This is a genomic window from Rhizobium ecuadorense (genome assembly GCF_001187535.1).
In the GTDB taxonomy this organism is placed as follows: Bacteria; Pseudomonadota; Alphaproteobacteria; order Rhizobiales; family Rhizobiaceae; genus Rhizobium; species Rhizobium ecuadorense.
Window position 1 is genome coordinate 1 of the sequence record NZ_LFIO01001304.1, and the last position, 16016, is coordinate 16016.

General features: G+C 61.5%; 15 protein-coding genes. 4 read left to right on the top strand and 11 right to left on the bottom strand.

The window, feature by feature from the left end; all coding sequences use genetic code 11:
• Window positions 1–129 precede the first annotated feature (129 nt).
• The 11 genes from glmM to ybgC all read right to left on the bottom strand — a co-directional run bounded on the left by glmM (window position 130) and on the right by ybgC (window position 11975).
• Window positions 130–1482 carry a phosphoglucosamine mutase gene (glmM, locus tag AF337_RS27330; protein ID WP_003582103.1) on the bottom strand — a complete coding sequence of 451 codons (1353 nt, stop codon included), beginning with the start codon at window positions 1480–1482 and terminating at the stop codon, window positions 130–132.
• 242 nt (window positions 1483–1724) lie between these two features.
• Window positions 1725–3656 carry an ATP-dependent zinc metalloprotease FtsH gene (gene ftsH, locus AF337_RS27335; RefSeq protein WP_003590353.1) on the bottom strand — a complete coding sequence of 644 codons (1932 nt, stop codon included), beginning with the start codon at window positions 3654–3656 and terminating at the stop codon, window positions 1725–1727.
• Window positions 3657–3753: 97 nt separating this feature from the next.
• Window positions 3754–5211 carry a tRNA lysidine(34) synthetase TilS gene (tilS, locus tag AF337_RS27340; protein WP_049734595.1) on the bottom strand — a complete coding sequence of 486 codons (1458 nt, stop codon included), beginning with the start codon at window positions 5209–5211 and terminating at the stop codon, window positions 3754–3756.
• Window positions 5212–5222: 11 nt separating this feature from the next.
• Window positions 5223–6212: a tol-pal system protein YbgF gene (gene ybgF, locus AF337_RS27345; RefSeq protein ID WP_049734596.1), complete on the bottom strand. Its 990-nt coding sequence runs from the start codon at window positions 6210–6212 to the stop codon at window positions 5223–5225.
• 159 nt (window positions 6213–6371) lie between these two features.
• Entirely contained in the window at window positions 6372–6908 is a 537-nt protein-coding gene (pal, locus tag AF337_RS27350; RefSeq protein ID WP_003590347.1) for a peptidoglycan-associated lipoprotein Pal, read from the bottom strand.
• Window positions 6909–7060: 152 nt separating this feature from the next.
• The gene (gene tolB / locus AF337_RS27355) at window positions 7061–8368 is read right to left on the bottom strand and encodes a Tol-Pal system beta propeller repeat protein TolB (protein WP_049734597.1); all 1308 of its coding nucleotides are present in this window, start codon (window positions 8366–8368) and stop codon (window positions 7061–7063) included.
• Window positions 8369–8388: 20 nt separating this feature from the next.
• Complete coding sequence (locus AF337_RS27360) at window positions 8389–8802, bottom strand: TonB C-terminal domain-containing protein (RefSeq protein ID WP_049734598.1); 414 nt, start codon at window positions 8800–8802, stop codon at window positions 8389–8391.
• Entirely contained in the window at window positions 8803–9942 is a 1140-nt protein-coding gene (locus tag AF337_RS27365) for a hypothetical protein (protein ID WP_049734599.1), read from the bottom strand. It abuts the gene before it with no gap.
• Window positions 9943–9950: 8 nt separating this feature from the next.
• A complete protein-coding gene (gene tolR, locus AF337_RS27370) occupies window positions 9951–10406 on the bottom strand; it encodes a protein TolR (RefSeq protein ID WP_003566333.1) in 456 nt (151 codons plus the stop codon).
• Between the two features lie 18 nt (window positions 10407–10424).
• Window positions 10425–11144 (bottom strand): protein TolQ, encoded by a 720-nt coding sequence (tolQ, locus tag AF337_RS27375; protein ID WP_003582115.1) that lies wholly within the window; start codon window positions 11142–11144, stop codon window positions 10425–10427.
• Window positions 11145–11519: 375 nt separating this feature from the next.
• Window positions 11520–11975 carry a tol-pal system-associated acyl-CoA thioesterase gene (gene ybgC / locus AF337_RS27380; protein ID WP_049734600.1) on the bottom strand — a complete coding sequence of 152 codons (456 nt, stop codon included), beginning with the start codon at window positions 11973–11975 and terminating at the stop codon, window positions 11520–11522.
• Window positions 11976–12138: 163 nt separating this feature from the next.
• Here ybgC and AF337_RS27385 point away from each other — a divergent pair, with 163 nt between their 5' ends.
• The 4 genes from AF337_RS27385 (at window position 12139) to AF337_RS27400 (ending at window position 16008) form a co-directional block, all read left to right on the top strand.
• Entirely contained in the window at window positions 12139–13359 is a 1221-nt protein-coding gene (locus AF337_RS27385; protein ID WP_049734601.1) for an NAD-dependent epimerase/dehydratase family protein, read from the top strand.
• 150 nt (window positions 13360–13509) lie between these two features.
• The gene (locus AF337_RS27390; protein ID WP_049734602.1) at window positions 13510–14334 is read left to right on the top strand and encodes a glycosyltransferase; all 825 of its coding nucleotides are present in this window, start codon (window positions 13510–13512) and stop codon (window positions 14332–14334) included.
• Window positions 14331–15248: an NAD-dependent epimerase/dehydratase family protein gene (locus tag AF337_RS27395; RefSeq protein ID WP_049734603.1), complete on the top strand. Its 918-nt coding sequence runs from the start codon at window positions 14331–14333 to the stop codon at window positions 15246–15248. Before AF337_RS27390 ends, AF337_RS27395 begins: the two co-directional genes overlap by 4 nt.
• A 55-nt stretch (window positions 15249–15303) precedes the next feature.
• Window positions 15304–16008: a hypothetical protein gene (locus tag AF337_RS27400; RefSeq protein WP_049734604.1), complete on the top strand. Its 705-nt coding sequence runs from the start codon at window positions 15304–15306 to the stop codon at window positions 16006–16008.
• Window positions 16009–16016 lie beyond the last annotated feature (8 nt).

Consider the following 16016-nt stretch of genomic DNA (forward strand, 5'->3'; position numbering starts at 1 on the left):
CGCATCCCCGTCGCACAGCCCCATTATACAGCAACGGCAACGTACAAGGATGAGGGCGGAGAGAGGGACGTGCCCATCCTCCAACTATGTCGCGAAGCTTGCGGTCGAACTCGATCTGGCCTCAAAGAATCAGGCAGCAGTCCGCACGTTCGAGATTGTGCCGATCAGCTCGTTGACGATACGCTCGATCTGGGCGCGGTCGTCGCCCTCGGCCATGACGCGGATCAGCGGCTCGGTGCCCGAGGGGCGGATGACGAGGCGGCCGTTTTTGGCGAGTTCGGCTTCGGCATCGGCGATCGCCTTCTGCACCTGGATATCCTCCAGCGGCTTGCCGCCGCTGATACGGACATTGCGCAGGAGCTGCGGCACCGGCTCGAAGCGGCGGCAGACCTCGCTGACGGTCCGGCCGGTCCGCTTGACCGCGGCCAGGATCTGCAGCGCTGCGACCAGACCATCGCCTGTCGTGCCGTAGTCCGAAAGCACGATATGGCCCGACTGCTCGCCGCCAACATTGTAATTGTGCTGGCGCATATGCTCGACGACGTAGCGGTCGCCGACCCGCGTGCGGGCAAGCGCCATGCCGCGCTCGTCGAGGAAGCGCTCGAGGCCGAGATTGGACATCACTGTGGCGACGATACCGTTGCCGCGCAGCTGCTGGCTCTCGGCCCAGCTTTCGGCGATAACAGCCATCAGCTGGTCGCCGTCGACGATCGAGCCGTTTTCATCGACGATGATGACACGATCCGCATCGCCATCGAGCGCAATGCCGATATCGGCGCGAACTTCGTCGACCTTCTTCTGCAGCGCGACCGGGCTGGTGGAGCCGCAATTGAGATTGATGTTGGTGCCGTTCGGCTCGTTGCCGATGGTGACGACCTCGGCGCCGAGCTCCCAAAGCACGGCCGGCGCCACTTTGTAGGCGGCACCATTGGCGCAGTCGATGGCGATCCTCAGACCCTGCAGCGTCACGTCGCGCGGCAGCGTACGCTTGGCATGTTCGATATAGCGGTCATGCACGCCATCGACGCGCTTGGCGCGGCCGATATCATCGGATTTGGCAAGCTGGGCGTTCAGGTCCTTTTCGAGCAGATCCTCGATCTCTGCCTCGAGATCGTCGGAAAGCTTGTAACCATCCGGACCGAAGAGCTTGATGCCGTTATCCTCGTAAGGATTGTGCGAAGCCGAGATCATCACACCGATATCGCAGCGCAGCGAGCGCGTCAGCATGGCGACGGCAGGCGTCGGAATCGGGCCGAGGATAAAGGCGTCGAGGCCGGCGGCCGTGAAGCCCGCGACCATGGCGTTCTCAAGCATATAACCGGAAAGGCGCGTATCCTTGCCGATGACGACGCGGTGGCGGTGGTTGCCGCGGCGGAAGATCGTGCCGGCGGCAATGCCGACCCGCATGGCGAGATCCGGCGTCATCGGGAAGACGTTGGATTGGCCGCGAATGCCGTCGGTTCCGAAATAGCGTCTCTTCATCTGCACTCCTGCGCTTTCCGCGCGCCATTCAAGGCAGCGCACCGTTCCAAGCGAATCCGGCTTCCATGGAATGTCGTCAATCCAGGAGCGTGATTCACGCTTGCCTCAATTCAGCGGAATGCCACAAAATGCGGCGATCGGCACGTAAATTAGCAAGAAAAATGATTATATCCCGTTACCAATAGAAAAGGCCGGATCTCCCGCTGGGGAAATCCGGCCTTCTTCAAGATGATGCCAGCCGCTCAATGCGGCTGCGGTTCGAGGCCGGCTTCCGGCTCGTCGCCCTTGGCGGCAGGCCGCGCGCCGGCCTTCGGAACGGCCGAGCCGCGGCTTGGCGGCGAATCATCGCCGAGATCACGCGACGGCTTCTCGCCGCGGATCAGTGCCTTGATCTCCTCACCGGTCAGCGTCTCGTATTCGAGCAGGCCTTCGGCAAGCGCAACGAATTCGTCGTGCTTGTCGGTCAGGATCGTCCGGGCCTGCGTATAGGCTTCGTCGATCAGGCGGCGCACTTCATTGTCGATCTTCTGCGCGGTTGCTTCCGAAACGTTCTTCGACTGCGAAACCGAGTGTCCGAGGAACACTTCCTGCTGGTTCTCGCCATAGGCGACCTGACCGAGCTGGTCGGAGAAGCCCCATTGCGTGACCATGGCGCGGGCAAGCTTGGTCGCCTGCTCGATGTCGGAGGAGGCACCCGAGGTGATGTTCTCCTTGCCGAAGGTGAGTTCTTCGGCGACACGGCCGCCCATCATGATGCAGAGGCGCGACACCATCCACTTGTAGCTCATCGAGTAGCGATCGCCCTCGGGAAGCTGCATGACCATGCCGAGCGCACGGCCGCGCGGAATGATCGTCGCCTTGTGCAGCGGATCGGCGACGGCGACATTCAGCGCGGTGATGGCGTGACCGGCCTCATGGTAAGCGGTGAGCTTCTTTTCCGCCTCGGTCATGGCCGACGAACGGCGCTCGGCGCCCATCATGATCTTGTCCTTGGCGTCTTCGAATTCCTGCATGGTGACGACGCGCTTGTTGCGGCGGGCGGCCATCAGGGCAGCTTCGTTGACGAGGTTCATCAGATCGGCGCCGGAAAAACCGGGCGTGCCGCGGGCAAGAACCTTGAGATCGACATTCGGCGCCAGCGGAACGTTGCGGGCATGCACCTTGAGGATGCGCTCGCGGCCGACGATATCCGGGTTCGGCACCACGACCTGACGGTCGAAACGGCCGGGACGCAGCAGCGCCGGGTCGAGCACGTCGGGACGGTTGGTGGCGGCAATCAGGATCACGCCTTCATTCGCCTCGAAGCCATCCATCTCGACCAGCAGTTGGTTCAGCGTCTGTTCGCGCTCGTCATTGCCGCCGCCGAGACCGGCGCCGCGATGACGGCCGACAGCATCGATTTCGTCGATGAAGATAATGCAGGGCGCGTTCTTCTTCGCCTGCTCGAACATATCGCGCACACGGCTGGCGCCGACGCCGACGAACATTTCGACGAAGTCGGAACCGGAGATGGTGAAGAAGGGGACGTTGGCTTCGCCGGCGACCGAGCGGGCGAGCAGCGTCTTGCCGGTGCCCGGAGGGCCGACGAGCAGCACACCGCGCGGGATCTTGCCGCCGAGACGCTGGAACTTCTGCGGATCCCGCAGGAATTCGACGATTTCTTCGAGATCCTGCTTGGCCTCGTCGACACCGGCGACGTCTTCGAAGGTTACACGGCCATGCGCTTCGGTGAGCAGCTTGGCCTTCGACTTGCCGAAGCCCATCGCGCCGCGCGAGCCGCCCTGCATCTGCCGCATGAAGAACAGCCAGACACCGAGGATGAGCAGCATCGGCAGCAGCGTTCCGAGGTAGCTCAGAAAGCCGGAGGACCCATCGGTCTCCGGACGCGCAGTGACAGCAACGTTTTTGGCCTGCAGGCGGTCGAGCAAGCTGTCGTCGATGACGGGCGAATAGGTCTGGAAGTTATTGTTATTCTCCAGATAGGTTCCGCTCAGCCGATTGCCGGTGACCACGACATCCTTCACGCGGCCCGCATCGACCTCACGCAGGAACTGCGAATAAGGGATTTCGCGGGAGCCCGTCTGCGCCGGCGCCGTCTGAAACATACTGAAAAGGGCGATCAGCAGAAGCGCTATGATCGCCCACAAGGCGAAGTTACGTAAGTTAGGGTTCATTGAACTCCCCAGCACTGGAACAGCCGCCTCATGGCGACCGTCTTATTCGTTTCTAACATAGGGTTGCGCCGTGCGATTGCCAAGGCGATCCCCCAGGTCAGATGGTTTTTCCGTCAATACTTCTTAAAGGCGGCCTCGCATAGGGCGCCGTCGCGAAAACCGCCGAAAGCCTGTTGGCAAAGATGAAATCAAATCGTGTCAAAAAGCGGTCGAAGGGTGCGAAATAAGGCATTAGGTCGATCGGCGGCGTGGATTCCGGAGATAGAGAGGCTTTCTCGACGGATAAAGTTGGCGCGGAGGCGACGGCGCGTTTCCATGCGGCCTTGGGCAGGTCCCGCATATTCCTCCTCATTCCTGTGCTTGTCACAGGAATCCAGCCACCGCGCGTCCGCGCGGTGATTGACTCCGTCCAGCTCGAAGTGTCTTCCGCGCCCAAGGACTTGGGCGCGCTGGATTCCTGTGACAAGCACAGGAATGAGGGGGAGTGTGTAGCGGCGGTTTCGATTGCAATTGGAGCTGCCGACCCGTTGCGCGCCCAAAACCTCCCATCCCACACCCCCGCCTCTCCCGGCTTCACCACCAGCGGCAATATCCCCCGGCTCTCACGCGCGAGATAAAGCCCATCCCGCCTGAGGTCGAACACCACCCTGCCCGCGGTCATCCGCCCCGGCTCCTCACCGGTGGCAAATGAGAAAAGGCGCTCCATCTGCACCCTGCCCGGCGCAAACGGCTGTCCGCCGAAAACGCCCGTCAGCCGGCCGAGCGCATAGTCGAGAACGGCGCGATCCTGCCGCAACCCGTCAGGCATCACCTGCCCGAGCAGGCCGCCGTGAAGCCTGAAATGACGATCCAGCCATTCCGCTCCCTCGGCCGAAAGAGCCAGTCGCTCGTCCCAGATGGCACGAATATTCCTCTCGGCACCCGCATCGGCCGAAAGTTGCCGCCGAATTCGCACGCGCTCGTATTTCACATCTTCGTTGCTCGGATCGTCGATCCAACCTGCGCCCTGCTCTCTGAGGAAAGCGCGAATATCCGCCCGGCTGGAAAAGAGAAGCGGCCGCAAGATCCAGAAACGCCGGTTGAAGAGCACCGCATCGGCAATGCCTGATGAAACCTGGTCTGTTCGCACGCCGCGCATGGCAAGTGTTTCGCGCTGGTCGTCGTATGTGTGTCCGGTGACGATGAGATCGGCGCCAAACGTTTCCGCCGCTTCGGCGAGCAGGCCGTAACGCGCCTCGCGGGCCGCGGCCATGATGCCGGTTTTCGGCTTGCCGCCCTGCCAGCTCATGATGGCGTGGGCAATGCCGAGCGACGTGCAGAGGGCTGCGACTTCTCGCGCCTCGTCTGCGGAGCCGGCGCGCAACGCGTGGTCTACGGTCGCAGCGCATAGGGAGATTTTGAGATGCGGCGCGGCCTTCACGGCTTCATTGAGAAGGAGAAGCAGGCCGGTGGAATCGCTGCCGCCCGATATCGCGACAAGAATGCGTGCTGGGCTTTGAAGCAGCGTGAGAAACTGGAGGATCGCCTCTCGCGGCGATCGGGCTTCCGGAGACATGCCGGAAGACCTTAGCAGGCGAGGCGCTTCTGTTCGCTCGCAACCTTGCTTATGACGGCACGCGAAGCCTTCGGATAACGCTTCGAAACCTCGCGCAGCGTCGCACAGGCCGTCTCGGTATTGTCGAGCGCGGCCAGCGACATGCCGAGTTTCAGTAGCATCTCAGGTGCCTTTTCCGATGTCCCGTATTTCTGGTGCGCATTGAGGAAGGTTTTGGCCGCCTCATTGTACTTGCCCTGCGAATAGAGCGCTTCGCCGAGCCAGAAATTGGCGTCCGCCGCCCGCGCGCTGCTCGGGTAGCGGGTGATGTACTGGGTGAATTCCTGTTCGGCCGTGCTGTAATCGCCTGATAAGACGTGACCATAGGCCGACTTGTACTGGTCCGCCTCACCGCCGAGCGAGGCGGTTTGCTGCGGCGCGCCGGGATTGGCATTGGGGATAGGGCCGGAGCCCACTCCCGCATTTGCATCGACGGTTCCGCCGACCGGATTGCCGTTCTGATCGAAATCGATCGAACCGAGCTCCTTCGGCGGCTGGCCGAGGCCGCTATTGCCAGGCACGTTGGTGGAGGGAGCCGTTTCGGCTCCCTGCGGTGCTTGGATCACCCTGGCAACGTCATCGCCGCCGGACGCTGCCGGAGCGGTATCGGTCTCGCTCTTTTTGACAGGAGCTTTGGCACCACCGCCGCTGGCACCCGTCTTTTCCAACTGCTGGAAGCGGAATTCATTGTCTTCCTGCTGCTTGCGGATCGTCTCCTGCATCTGCAGCAGCTGGAAGCTCATCTCCTCGATCCGGCCGTTCAGCTGCCGCAACTGCTCTTCGAGCTGCTGCACGCGAACCTCGGCATCGCCGCTCTGCACCTTGACAACAGGCGGCGCCGACTGGTTTTCCGCCGACCGGCCGCCGAGATGCAGCCCAAAGAACGAGGCAGAATAGGCCGCCCGTTCGCTCCCGGTCACAGCCGCGAGGCACAGCATGCCTGCCACGACAAGTTTCTTCATATGTATCGTCCTGTCCCAGTGATTCTTCGCACCTCGATGGCACGAACAGGAGATTTTTCCAATTGCTGTCAAAAAGCAACGGAGTCTGGCCAAAGTGTGGTCAAAAAGAAAGGCGGCCCCCGAGAGGACCGCCTTGCGAAAGCCAATTGAATCGGCAGATTACATGCCGGCGCCGCCGAGAACCGTGACCGCGCGGCGGTTCTGCGACCAGCAGGAAATATCGTCGCAGACGGCAACCGGACGTTCTTTGCCGTAGGAAATCGTCTTCAGGCGCTGCGCCGGAACGCCGCGCGAAGCGAGATAATCCTTGGCGGCAGCCGCACGGCGGGCACCGAGCGCGAGGTTGTATTCGCGCGTGCCGCGTTCGTCGGCATGGCCTTCGACGGTGATCTGGTAGTTCGGGTAACGGCCGAGCCACTGCGCCTGACGATCGAGCGTCTGCGAAGCATCGGCGCGGATCGACGAGGAGTCGGTATCGAAGAAGATACGGTCGCCGACATTGACCGTGAAGTCCTGGGCCGAGCCCGGCGTCGCGGAGCCACCGGCGCCGCCAGCGCCGAGGCCGAGATCGCCGGCGCTGTTCGGCGGCTTCTTGGCGCAGCTCGCAAGCGCGAGGCCGGCGACAAGCGCGATCATGACGGGGTTGCGGGCGAAATTCTGCATGCGGCTCATTGCCGGGGTATGAATTCGGCTCATGGCCGGTCTCCTTGCGGGTTCATCAGGGTTTCCGGACAGTAACCGCACTCGGTTAACCGCCCCTCAAAAATCATGGTTAACGAATTACTGATTTGTCCCTTGGTCGCTCGATTCCATGACTTTGGGACGACATGAAGGCAGCAGCGCATCGCCTATTCCATAAGCGGCGACCAGGCCGGGTCGGAACCGTAGCTTGGCGTCTTCACAAGCTGCTCGTTATAACCGGTAAGATCGATCGAATAGAGCTGCGGGCCGCCTGAGCCTGCCGCCTGGCGGAAGAACATCAGCACGCGGCCGTTTGGTGCCCAGGTCGGGCCCTCATTGTGGAAGCCGGTCGTCAGAATGCGCTCGCCCGAACCATCCGGTTTCATCACGCCGATCGAAAACTTGCCGCCGGCCTGCTTGGTGAAGGCGATGAGATCGCCGCGCGGCGACCAGACCGGTGTCGAATAGGAGCCGTCACCGAAGGAAATACGGGTCTGGCCGGAACCATCGGCGTTCATCACATAGATCTGCGGCTTGCCGCCGCGGTCGCTTTCAAAGCTGACGCGCGCGCCATCGGGCGAATAGGAAGGCGACGTGTCGATCGCAGCCGTCGAGGTCAGGCGCGTCGTCGTGCGTGAGCGCAGGTCCATCGTATAGATGTTGGAATTGGCGTCCTGCTGCAGGCTCATGATCACCTTCTGGCCATCCGGCGAAAAGCGCGGCGAGAAGGTCATGCCGGGAAAATTGCCGACCACCTCACGCTGCCCGGTTTCGAGCTGCAGCAAATAGACCCGCGGCTGCTGGTTGGCGAAGGACATGTAGGTGACTTCCTGCCGGCTCGGCGAGAAGCGCGGCGTCAGCACCAGATCGCTGCCATCCGTCAGCATCCGCACATTGAAGCCGTCCTGGTCCATGATCGCCAGCTGACGCTTGCGCTGCTGCTTGGTGCCGGATTCGGAGACGAAGACGACGCGAGTGTCGAAATAACCCTCCTCACCGGTGATCTGCTTGTAGATCGCATCGGCGATGATGTGGGCCACACGCCGCCAGTTCTCCGGCTGCGTATAGAACTGCTGACCGGTCATCTGCTGCCCGGCGAACGGGTCCCAGAGCCGGAATTCGGCGCGAAGGCGGCCATCCGCTTCCTTGGTAACCCGGCCGGTAACCAGTGCCTGCGCATTGATGACCTTCCAGTCCTCGAAGCGCGGCGAAGCGTCGGGATTAGAAATCTTCTCGATGAAGGCGGTTTTGTTGATGGGTGCGAAGAGACCGGACCGCTGCAAGTCCGCGGCTATGACTTGCGAAACCTGCGCGCCCATGTCGCCCTGGAAGTCCGTCACAGCAATCGGCATCGGCTGGACGTTGCCTTTTCGGATGTCGAGAGTAACCAGCGCATTGGCCGGCGTCGCAAAGACGGCAGCGGTCATTAGACCGGCTGCGACCAAAATGGCGCGAAAAAAGGAATACTTTGTCATACCAAACAGCCTTTCAGCATCTATGGAGTCGGATCGCCGGAGTCGAAGTGCAGGACGACTTCGTTCCAAGATTCGTATTTTTCTTTTGGGAGCATCGGGAATGGTGACGAGCGCCGTACCGCCCGGAGAGCCGCAGCCGACAGGCTTTTTCGAGCAGCTTCGCTGCCGCCCGAAGCTGCTACCTCGGGTGAACCAACGATTGCCCCGTTCTTGTCAAGCCGCAGATGAATGGTGATCACCACTCTGCCGCCCGTCGCCTGCCCGGGAGGAACATTGAAGGAGGAAGCGATTGCGGCCTGTAAATCTATGGCTGACCTCTCGGAGGCCGCTGCGTCGGCCGACTGTGCCAGCACCTCAGGCGCACCAGCCAGAATCGCTCCGAGCATGATGCCGGCTGCAAAAGACTTGTTGCCATGGGACAGATCCGTCAGCATCTAGATTCCCATAGAGCTCGGATCGAAATTCAGGTCGAATTCATTCCAAGCCTCATACTTGTCCTTCGGAAGCATTGAGAAGGGGGCAGATTTCATAACAGCTCTGTAGGCCCCGCCTTCCAACGCACGGCGTGTGGCATCGCTGCCACTGCCGCCCGATGACTCGACCTCCGGCTGACCAATAATATTGCCATCCCTGTCGAGTTTCATATGCACCTTGATGACCATGCCGGAAAGGCCTTCCATCCCCGGGGTGACAAGCCAATTTCCCTCGATCAAGCCGCGCACCGCATCTTCTTCGCTCTGGCTGAGCTTGGAACCACCATTGCTCTTCTTCGCACCCAGCGATGCCTCCTGCGTCGAGCGCTTGGCGCCGCCCGCGGAAGGATCGGTCTTGTTCAGCAAGATCGAAATCTCGTCGGCATTGAAATCGCTCTTCATCGATGAAGCGGATTTCGCCGTTTCCTGCTTCTTGTCCGCCTTCTTCTTGTCCGTCGGCACGTCGGCGGTCTTCGGCTGATCCGGGGTCTTTTCCGGCGGCTTTTCGGCCGGCTTCTGCGGTTCCGGCGGCTTCACCTGCGGTTTGGCGACTGGAGTCGGCACATTGTCCGGCAGCGCCTCGGCGTCCGGCTTCGGCGGTTCCTCGGGCTTAGCCTGCTCTTCCGGCGGTTTTTCCTCGGGCTTCGGCGGCGTCACCTCGACGGGCTTCGGCGGCGGAATGGAAGCGACTTCCTTCGGCTGCTCGACTTCCGTTTCCTCCTTGACGATGTCCTTGACATCATTCGGCTTCGGATCGGTCTTCGGCAGCGGCTTTTCGCTCGAATTCGCCGCGGCGGCTTCGCTATTACTGGGCTTGGCGTTCGGGACCGGCGGCGTCTTCAGGTCGACATTGTTGTCGCCGGCATTCTCGGCCGGCTGCGCAATCGGCGGACGTGTCGTCGGCACCGGCGCTGATGTCTCCTTCTTCGGAGCCTTCTTGTCGCCTTGCTGCATCTGGGTGATCGATTCCACCGGCACGAGATCGACCGGCATCGCCTCGAAATCCTCCACCTTGAAGGATTCCGGGGCGCTAAGCGACACCATCGCCCAGGTAAGCACCAGGCAGTGCAGAACAGCAGATGTGACGACGCTGGTCTTCATCTTGAACGCTATTGGTCCTTCTTCTGCTGCGTCACGAGGCCGATATTCTTGAAGCCTGCGCCCTGGATACGGGCCATGACGTCGGCGATGACGCCGTAGGGCGCTGTCGCGTCGCCGCGCACGAAGATACGTTCGTTGTAGCCGGTGGTGGCGATCGCCTCGAGCTTGGCGGCGATCTCAGCGGCCGGGATCGGCGTTTCCTGCAGGAACACCTCGCCGTCGTTCTTGACGGAGATGGTGATCGGCTGGGTCTCGGAATTCAGCGCCTTGGCCTGCGTTTCCGGCAGGTCGATCGGCACGCCGACGGTCATCATCGGTGCCGCGACCATGAAGATGATCAAAAGCACGAGCATGACGTCGACGAGCGGCGTCACGTTGATTTCTGAAATCACGGCCTTGTTCCGACCGCCGCGACGGCGGCGTCCGCCGCCCCCGCCGCCATTGCCTCCAACAGCCATACCCATGTCAGTATACTCCGCTGGTTACTGAGCTGCAGCGCGCGGCTGCAGCTTCTCGTCGATCTGGCGCGAAAGTATGGCGGAGAATTCATCCGCGAAACCTTCCATGCGGCCCGAGAGCTTGCCGGCATCGGCAGAGAACTTGTTGTAGGCGATAACCGCCGGAATAGCGGCGACAAGGCCGATTGCGGTGGCAAGCAGCGCTTCGGCGATACCGGGCGCGACGACCGCAAGGTTGGTCGACTTCGAACCGGCAATCGCCTGGAACGAAGTCATGATGCCGACGACCGTGCCGAAGAGGCCGATGAACGGACCGGCCGAACCGATCGTCGCCAGCGATCCGAGGCGGGCGCCGAGAAATTCCGATTCGCGTGACAGCGTCACGTCCATCGCCCGGTCGATACGCATCTGCAGGCCGATCGGCGAACGGGCGCCGCGCTCGAAGGATTTCTTCCATTCGCGCATGGCGGCCACGAAAATCGCCGCGAGACCAGTATTGTTGCGTTCCGACAGCGAGCGGTAGAGTTCTTCCAGCGACTGGCCGGACCAGAAGACCTGCTCGAACTTGTCGAACTGGCGCCGTGCGCGGCCATAGGCCAGGTATTTGTCGATGACGATCGCCCAGGTCCATACCGACGCTGCGATAAGCCCGAGCATAACGAGCTTGACGACGATGCCGGCCTGCATGAAAAGCGACCAGAGGCTGACGTCCGTCGTTGCTGCTGCCAATCCTACTTGTTCCATTGATCCAAAATCCCCGAATCCAAACGCCCGGTGCTGGACCGGGCGGCACAAATTGATCTCGCAAGAAGTGTCCGGTGGCCGCCGCCCAAAGCCCTGGTCAAGCTTCCAAGCTCATCTTCCGCCTTCTTGCCGTCAAATTTGGTCAAAGGAAGGCGTGCGCCGCACAAACTCCGACTTTCCCAGTAAGACACTATTATGGTTAATAGATCGTTAGTGCCGGACTGTGACAGTAAGCCTGTGTTTGGAAGATTTCGTTCCATGGTTTACTTGACCGGAGCAAGATCCGGCTGCCGAAAGAGCGCTCATCCTGCGGCGCAGGAATTCCTTCACATAAAACTCAAGTTTTGACAAGCCTGAATTCCGGGCGATTCGCGGCTATAGCGGCATGCTGCCTTCCAGGAATTTCGCCGCCAGCGTATCCGGTAGCCGCCGCGGCCGCCCCCTGGCGTTGATGACGGCAATGATCACTTTGGCTGATATCAGCAGCGTTTCGCCCGAGCGGATCTGCTGATTGAGGACCATCTTGGCGCCGCCGGCTTTTTCCGTGTGGGTCAGGATCGTCAGTACGTCGTCCATGCGCGCCGGGCTCTTGAAGTCGATCTCCATGCGATGGACGACGAAGACGAGGCCTTCCTCGTCGGCGCTGACGAGTTCGCGCTGCTCGACGCCGAGGCAGCGCAGATAATCGGTGCGGCCGCGCTCGAGGAAATGCAGGTAGCGGGCGTGGTAGACCAGACCGGAGAAGTCGGTATCTTCATAATAGACCCGTTGCACGAGCCGGTGACCGGCCTCCGTCAGCTCTCCCGAAATGGAAAAAGGGCGCTCCGTCATAATTTTCTCCAAACTGCGGTGCCCTCTTTGGCGCAACGCTTGCCCACAGGCAAGCATTGAATGACCGGCAGGCAGGCATTGAATGCCCACCCGATAGGCATTGAATGATTGTCATAATTCCTAACTATCCCCGATATCGAGCGACAGATCAGGAGACGATGTGATGAAGATTGCGGTTATGGGCGGAGACGGTTTCATTGGCTGGCCAACCTCGCTGCATCTCTCCGACGCCGGGCACGACATTCATATCCTCGACAATCTCTCACGCCGCTGGATCGACACGGAACTTGGCGTTCAGTCGCTGACCCCAATGGATTCGATCCAGGAGCGCACTCGCATCTGGCATGCCGAAACCGGGCGCCGCATCCACTTCAATCTGATCGATCTCGCCAAGGACTACGAACTGCTGAAGAACTGGCTTTCCGAACACCGCCCGGATGCCGTCATCCATTTCGCCGAGCAGCGGGCCGCACCCTATTCGATGAAAAGCGACCGCCACAAGAATTACACAGTCAACAACAATGTCAGCGCCACGCACAACCTCTTGAACGCGTTGACCGAGCTCAACCTCGACGCCCATCTCATTCATCTCGGCACCATGGGCGTCTATGGCTATTCGACTGTGGGCGCGGCGATCCCCGAAGGCTACCTGCCGGTCGGCATCGAAACCGCGGCTGGCGCGACGGTCAGCCAGGAGATCCTCTACCCCTCCAATCCCGGCTCGATCTACCACATGACCAAGTGCCTGGATCAGCTTCTCTTCCAGTTCTACGCCAAGAACGACGGGTTGAGGATCACCGACCTGCACCAGGGCATCGTCTGGGGCACGCATACCGAGCAGACGCGCCGCCATGCGCAGCTGATCAACCGTTTCGATTACGACGGCGATTACGGCACTGTGCTGAACCGCTTCCTCATCCAGGCGGCGATCGGCTATCCGCTGACGGTGCACGGCACCGGCGGCCAGACCCGCGCCTTCATCCATATCCAGGATTCGGTGCGCTGCATCGAGCTGGCTCTGAGGAATCCGCCGCCCCGTGGCGCGCGCGTCGAAATCTTTAATCAGATGACGGAAACCCACCGGGTGCGCGACCTCGCCCAAATGATCGCGGGCATCAGCGGCGCCGACATCGCCTGGCTGCCCAACCCGCGCAAGGAAGCCGCCGAGAACGAGCTGATCGTTGAAAACGAGAAATTCCGCAATCTCGGCCTCGAACCGATCACACTGGAAACAGGCCTGCTCGGCGAGATCGTCGATGTCGCGAAAAAATTCGCCTATCGCGTCGACCGCGCGCGCGTCCCGGCCATCTCCGCCTGGACCAAGGATATCGCCGCGACAATCAACCACGATCCGGAAGGCAAGCGGCTGAAGTCGGTGTCATGAGTGAGGGCGAGTTCGCGTTGGAAGGCGCATCCGCGCCGTGAATAACTCTTATCGACTGCTAAAAAAGTCTCCGGCGCCCAAGGACTTGGGCGCGCTGGATTCCTGTGACGAGCACAGGAATGAGGGAGCATATCGAGGCGGCGGAATCCGATGAACCGTTCGTCTTTGTTTGCTTACGTCACCCTCGTCACCAATGCCGACTACGCCATGGGCGCCACCGCCCTCGCCCACTCCCTGCGTCGCACCGGCACCACCGCCGGCATCGTCGTCCTCCACACCGGCGGCGTCGATGCGGCCGCCCTCGCTCCGCTCAAGACCCTCGGCTGCCGGCTGATTGAAGTCGAGCACCTGCCGCTGTCTGCCGCCTTCAACGAGCGCCACGCCCGCAGCCATCTCCATTCGGCAGCCCCTTTCACCAAGGGCCGCAAGCCGGATTTCCATTCGCCGCTCGACAATTTCTGCAAGCTCAGGCTGTGGCAGCTCGTCGAATACGAGCGCTGCGTCTTTATCGACGCCGACGCGCTGGTGCTGAAGAACGTCGACAGGCTTTTCCTCTATCCGGAATTCTCAGCTGCGCCCAATGTCTATGAAAGCCTTGCCGACTTCCGCCGCATGAACTCCGGCGTCTTCATCGCCTCTCCCTCGCATGAGACATTCCGGCACATGCTCGAAAGCCTTGACAGGCCGGACACCTTCTGGCGGCGCACCGATCAGACCTTTCTCGAGACCTTCTTCCCGGATTGGCACGGCCTGCCGGTTTATTTCAACATGCTGCAATATGTATGGTTCACCATGCCGGAGCTTTGGGACTGGAAGAGCATTTCGATCCTGCACTACCAGTATGAAAAACCGTGGGAAAAGAATCATCCCAAGGCAGCGCGGCTACAACCTTTGATCGACTTGTGGCACCGTTTCCACGACAATGGCGAGGTGCCCGAGATCGCGGCGCTGGACAATCCGGAAGGGGCAGCATGAAGGTACTGGTATCTGGCGGAACGGGTCTCGTCGGCCGCTATGTCGTCGAGGAACTTCTGACCGCCGGCTATCAGGTGATCGTCGGCGGACGCCGTGCGCCGCCGCCCCGCCTCTTCTCCCGCCCGGTCGAGTTCGCCGCGCTTTCGCTCGATCCCGACAAGGATCAGATCGACATTTTCGACGACGCCTATTTTTTCGTTCACGCCGCCTTCAGCCATATCACGGGCAAATACCGCGGCGGCGAAGGCGACGATCCGAAGAGTTTCCACAGTCTGAATCTCGACGGCACCGTCCGGCTTTTCGACGCCGCCAAACGCGCCGGCACGCGCCGCTGCGTCTTCCTCTCCAGCCGTGCCGCCTATGGCGAACATCCTGCTGGAACCGAGCTCGCGGAAACGATGCTGGCCAAGCCCGAAGCGCTCTACGGCCAGGTCAAACTCGATGCCGAACGCGCGCTGGCCCACCTCTCCACGCCGGGTTTTGCCGGCGTGAGCCTGAGGGCGACCGGCATCTATGGCGAGCTCTCGCCCAACAAGTGGGACGGCCTCATCGCCGATTATCTCGCCGGCCGCCCGGTTGCTTCGCGAGTGGGAACGGAGGTTCACGGCCGCGACCTCGGGCGTGCGGTACGGCTGATGCTGGAGACGGAAAGCACCCGCATCTCCGGTGAGGTCTTCAACGTCTCGGACATATCGGTCGACACGCGCGATATCCTTTCGCCTATCCGGCGCGAGACCGGCTGTCGGCACGTGCTGCCGCCCCCCGCCGACAGGATGGCGCTCAATCCCATGAGTACGGCGAAAATCCGCGCGCTCGGCTGGATGCCGGGCGGAGCCGCGCTGTTCGAAGAGACGATGCGCCGGCTCGCCGCGGTGCACCCGAGGCCTCGGGAACACAGGTCCACACAAGTCTGACGTGGCAGGATAGGCCGAATTGCAATCGGGGACCCGAATTATCGGGGGATTGTCTATGCAGGTCGCAACCACGTCTGCCTCCATCATCTTGCGCGGCACTTCGACGGCAGCCATATCCGCCGCCTTAGACGAGACCGATCAGGGTGTGCTGAAACTGCAGCGCAGCACCCAGACGCTGCAGCAGATGCGCCAGACCTCGGCGAATTCCGAGGACGAAACCAAGACGAAGGCGCAACGCAAGCTGGAAGAGGCAAAGCAGCAGTTGGAGATGCTGCGCAGCTCCAACATGCCGCCCGAGGTGGTCGCCCGTCTGGCCGCCGAACTGGCGCGCAAGGTCGGTACCGCCGCCTCCGAATTCGCATCATCGGTTGCGACCAGCAGCCCGGCAGCAGTCGCCTCGGTGGACGCAACCACGGATGCAGCGGCCGCCGCGACGAGCGCGACTGAGGCTGCATTGACGGATGCCTCCGGAATAACCGCGGCCGAAGCGACCGGATCGCAGGAACCAGTCGACGCCGCCCAGGCCCGCGAGGCCTACCAGAGCACAGCCGAGGACGCGCCAAAATTCTCGGGGATCTCGGCCGATGATCGAGATACGATGGAAGAGTTCAAGGCGGTCGTGCGCGAACTTAAGCAATTGCTCGAAAAGGCGATGCACGACCTGCAGCAGCAGAACCGGCAGGCCGGGGCGAATGCCGCTGCCGATATGGCAGGTTTCTCCATCGGCACAGCGACAATCCCGACAAGTATCGTCGTCTGACCTTCGGC

What these genes read in the sequence shown, in the direction of transcription:
- ftsH (WP_003590353.1), bottom strand. Translation starts at nt 3,656, where the DNA reads ATGAACCCTAACTTACGTAACTTCGCCTTGTGGGCGATCATAGCGCTT.
- tolB (WP_049734597.1), bottom strand. Translation starts at nt 8,368, where the DNA reads ATGACAAAGTATTCCTTTTTTCGCGCCATTTTGGTCGCAGCCGGTCTA.
- pal (WP_003590347.1), bottom strand. Translation starts at nt 6,908, where the DNA reads ATGAGCCGAATTCATACCCCGGCAATGAGCCGCATGCAGAATTTCGCC.
- tilS (WP_049734595.1), bottom strand. Translation starts at nt 5,211, where the DNA reads ATGTCTCCGGAAGCCCGATCGCCGCGAGAGGCGATCCTCCAGTTTCTC.
- AF337_RS27365 (WP_049734599.1), bottom strand. Translation starts at nt 9,942, where the DNA reads ATGAAGACCAGCGTCGTCACATCTGCTGTTCTGCACTGCCTGGTGCTT.
- AF337_RS27385 (WP_049734601.1), top strand. Translation starts at nt 12,139, where the DNA reads ATGAAGATTGCGGTTATGGGCGGAGACGGTTTCATTGGCTGGCCAACC.
- tolR (WP_003566333.1), bottom strand. Translation starts at nt 10,406, where the DNA reads ATGGGTATGGCTGTTGGAGGCAATGGCGGCGGGGGCGGCGGACGCCGC.
- glmM (WP_003582103.1), bottom strand. Translation starts at nt 1,482, where the DNA reads ATGAAGAGACGCTATTTCGGAACCGACGGCATTCGCGGCCAATCCAAC.
- ybgF (WP_049734596.1), bottom strand. Translation starts at nt 6,212, where the DNA reads ATGAAGAAACTTGTCGTGGCAGGCATGCTGTGCCTCGCGGCTGTGACC.
- tolQ (WP_003582115.1), bottom strand. Translation starts at nt 11,144, where the DNA reads ATGGAACAAGTAGGATTGGCAGCAGCAACGACGGACGTCAGCCTCTGG.
- AF337_RS27400 (WP_049734604.1), top strand. Translation starts at nt 15,304, where the DNA reads ATGCAGGTCGCAACCACGTCTGCCTCCATCATCTTGCGCGGCACTTCG.
- AF337_RS27360 (WP_049734598.1), bottom strand. Translation starts at nt 8,802, where the DNA reads ATGCTGACGGATCTGTCCCATGGCAACAAGTCTTTTGCAGCCGGCATC.
- ybgC (WP_049734600.1), bottom strand. Translation starts at nt 11,975, where the DNA reads ATGACGGAGCGCCCTTTTTCCATTTCGGGAGAGCTGACGGAGGCCGGT.
- AF337_RS27390 (WP_049734602.1), top strand. Translation starts at nt 13,510, where the DNA reads ATGAACCGTTCGTCTTTGTTTGCTTACGTCACCCTCGTCACCAATGCC.
- AF337_RS27395 (WP_049734603.1), top strand. Translation starts at nt 14,331, where the DNA reads ATGAAGGTACTGGTATCTGGCGGAACGGGTCTCGTCGGCCGCTATGTC.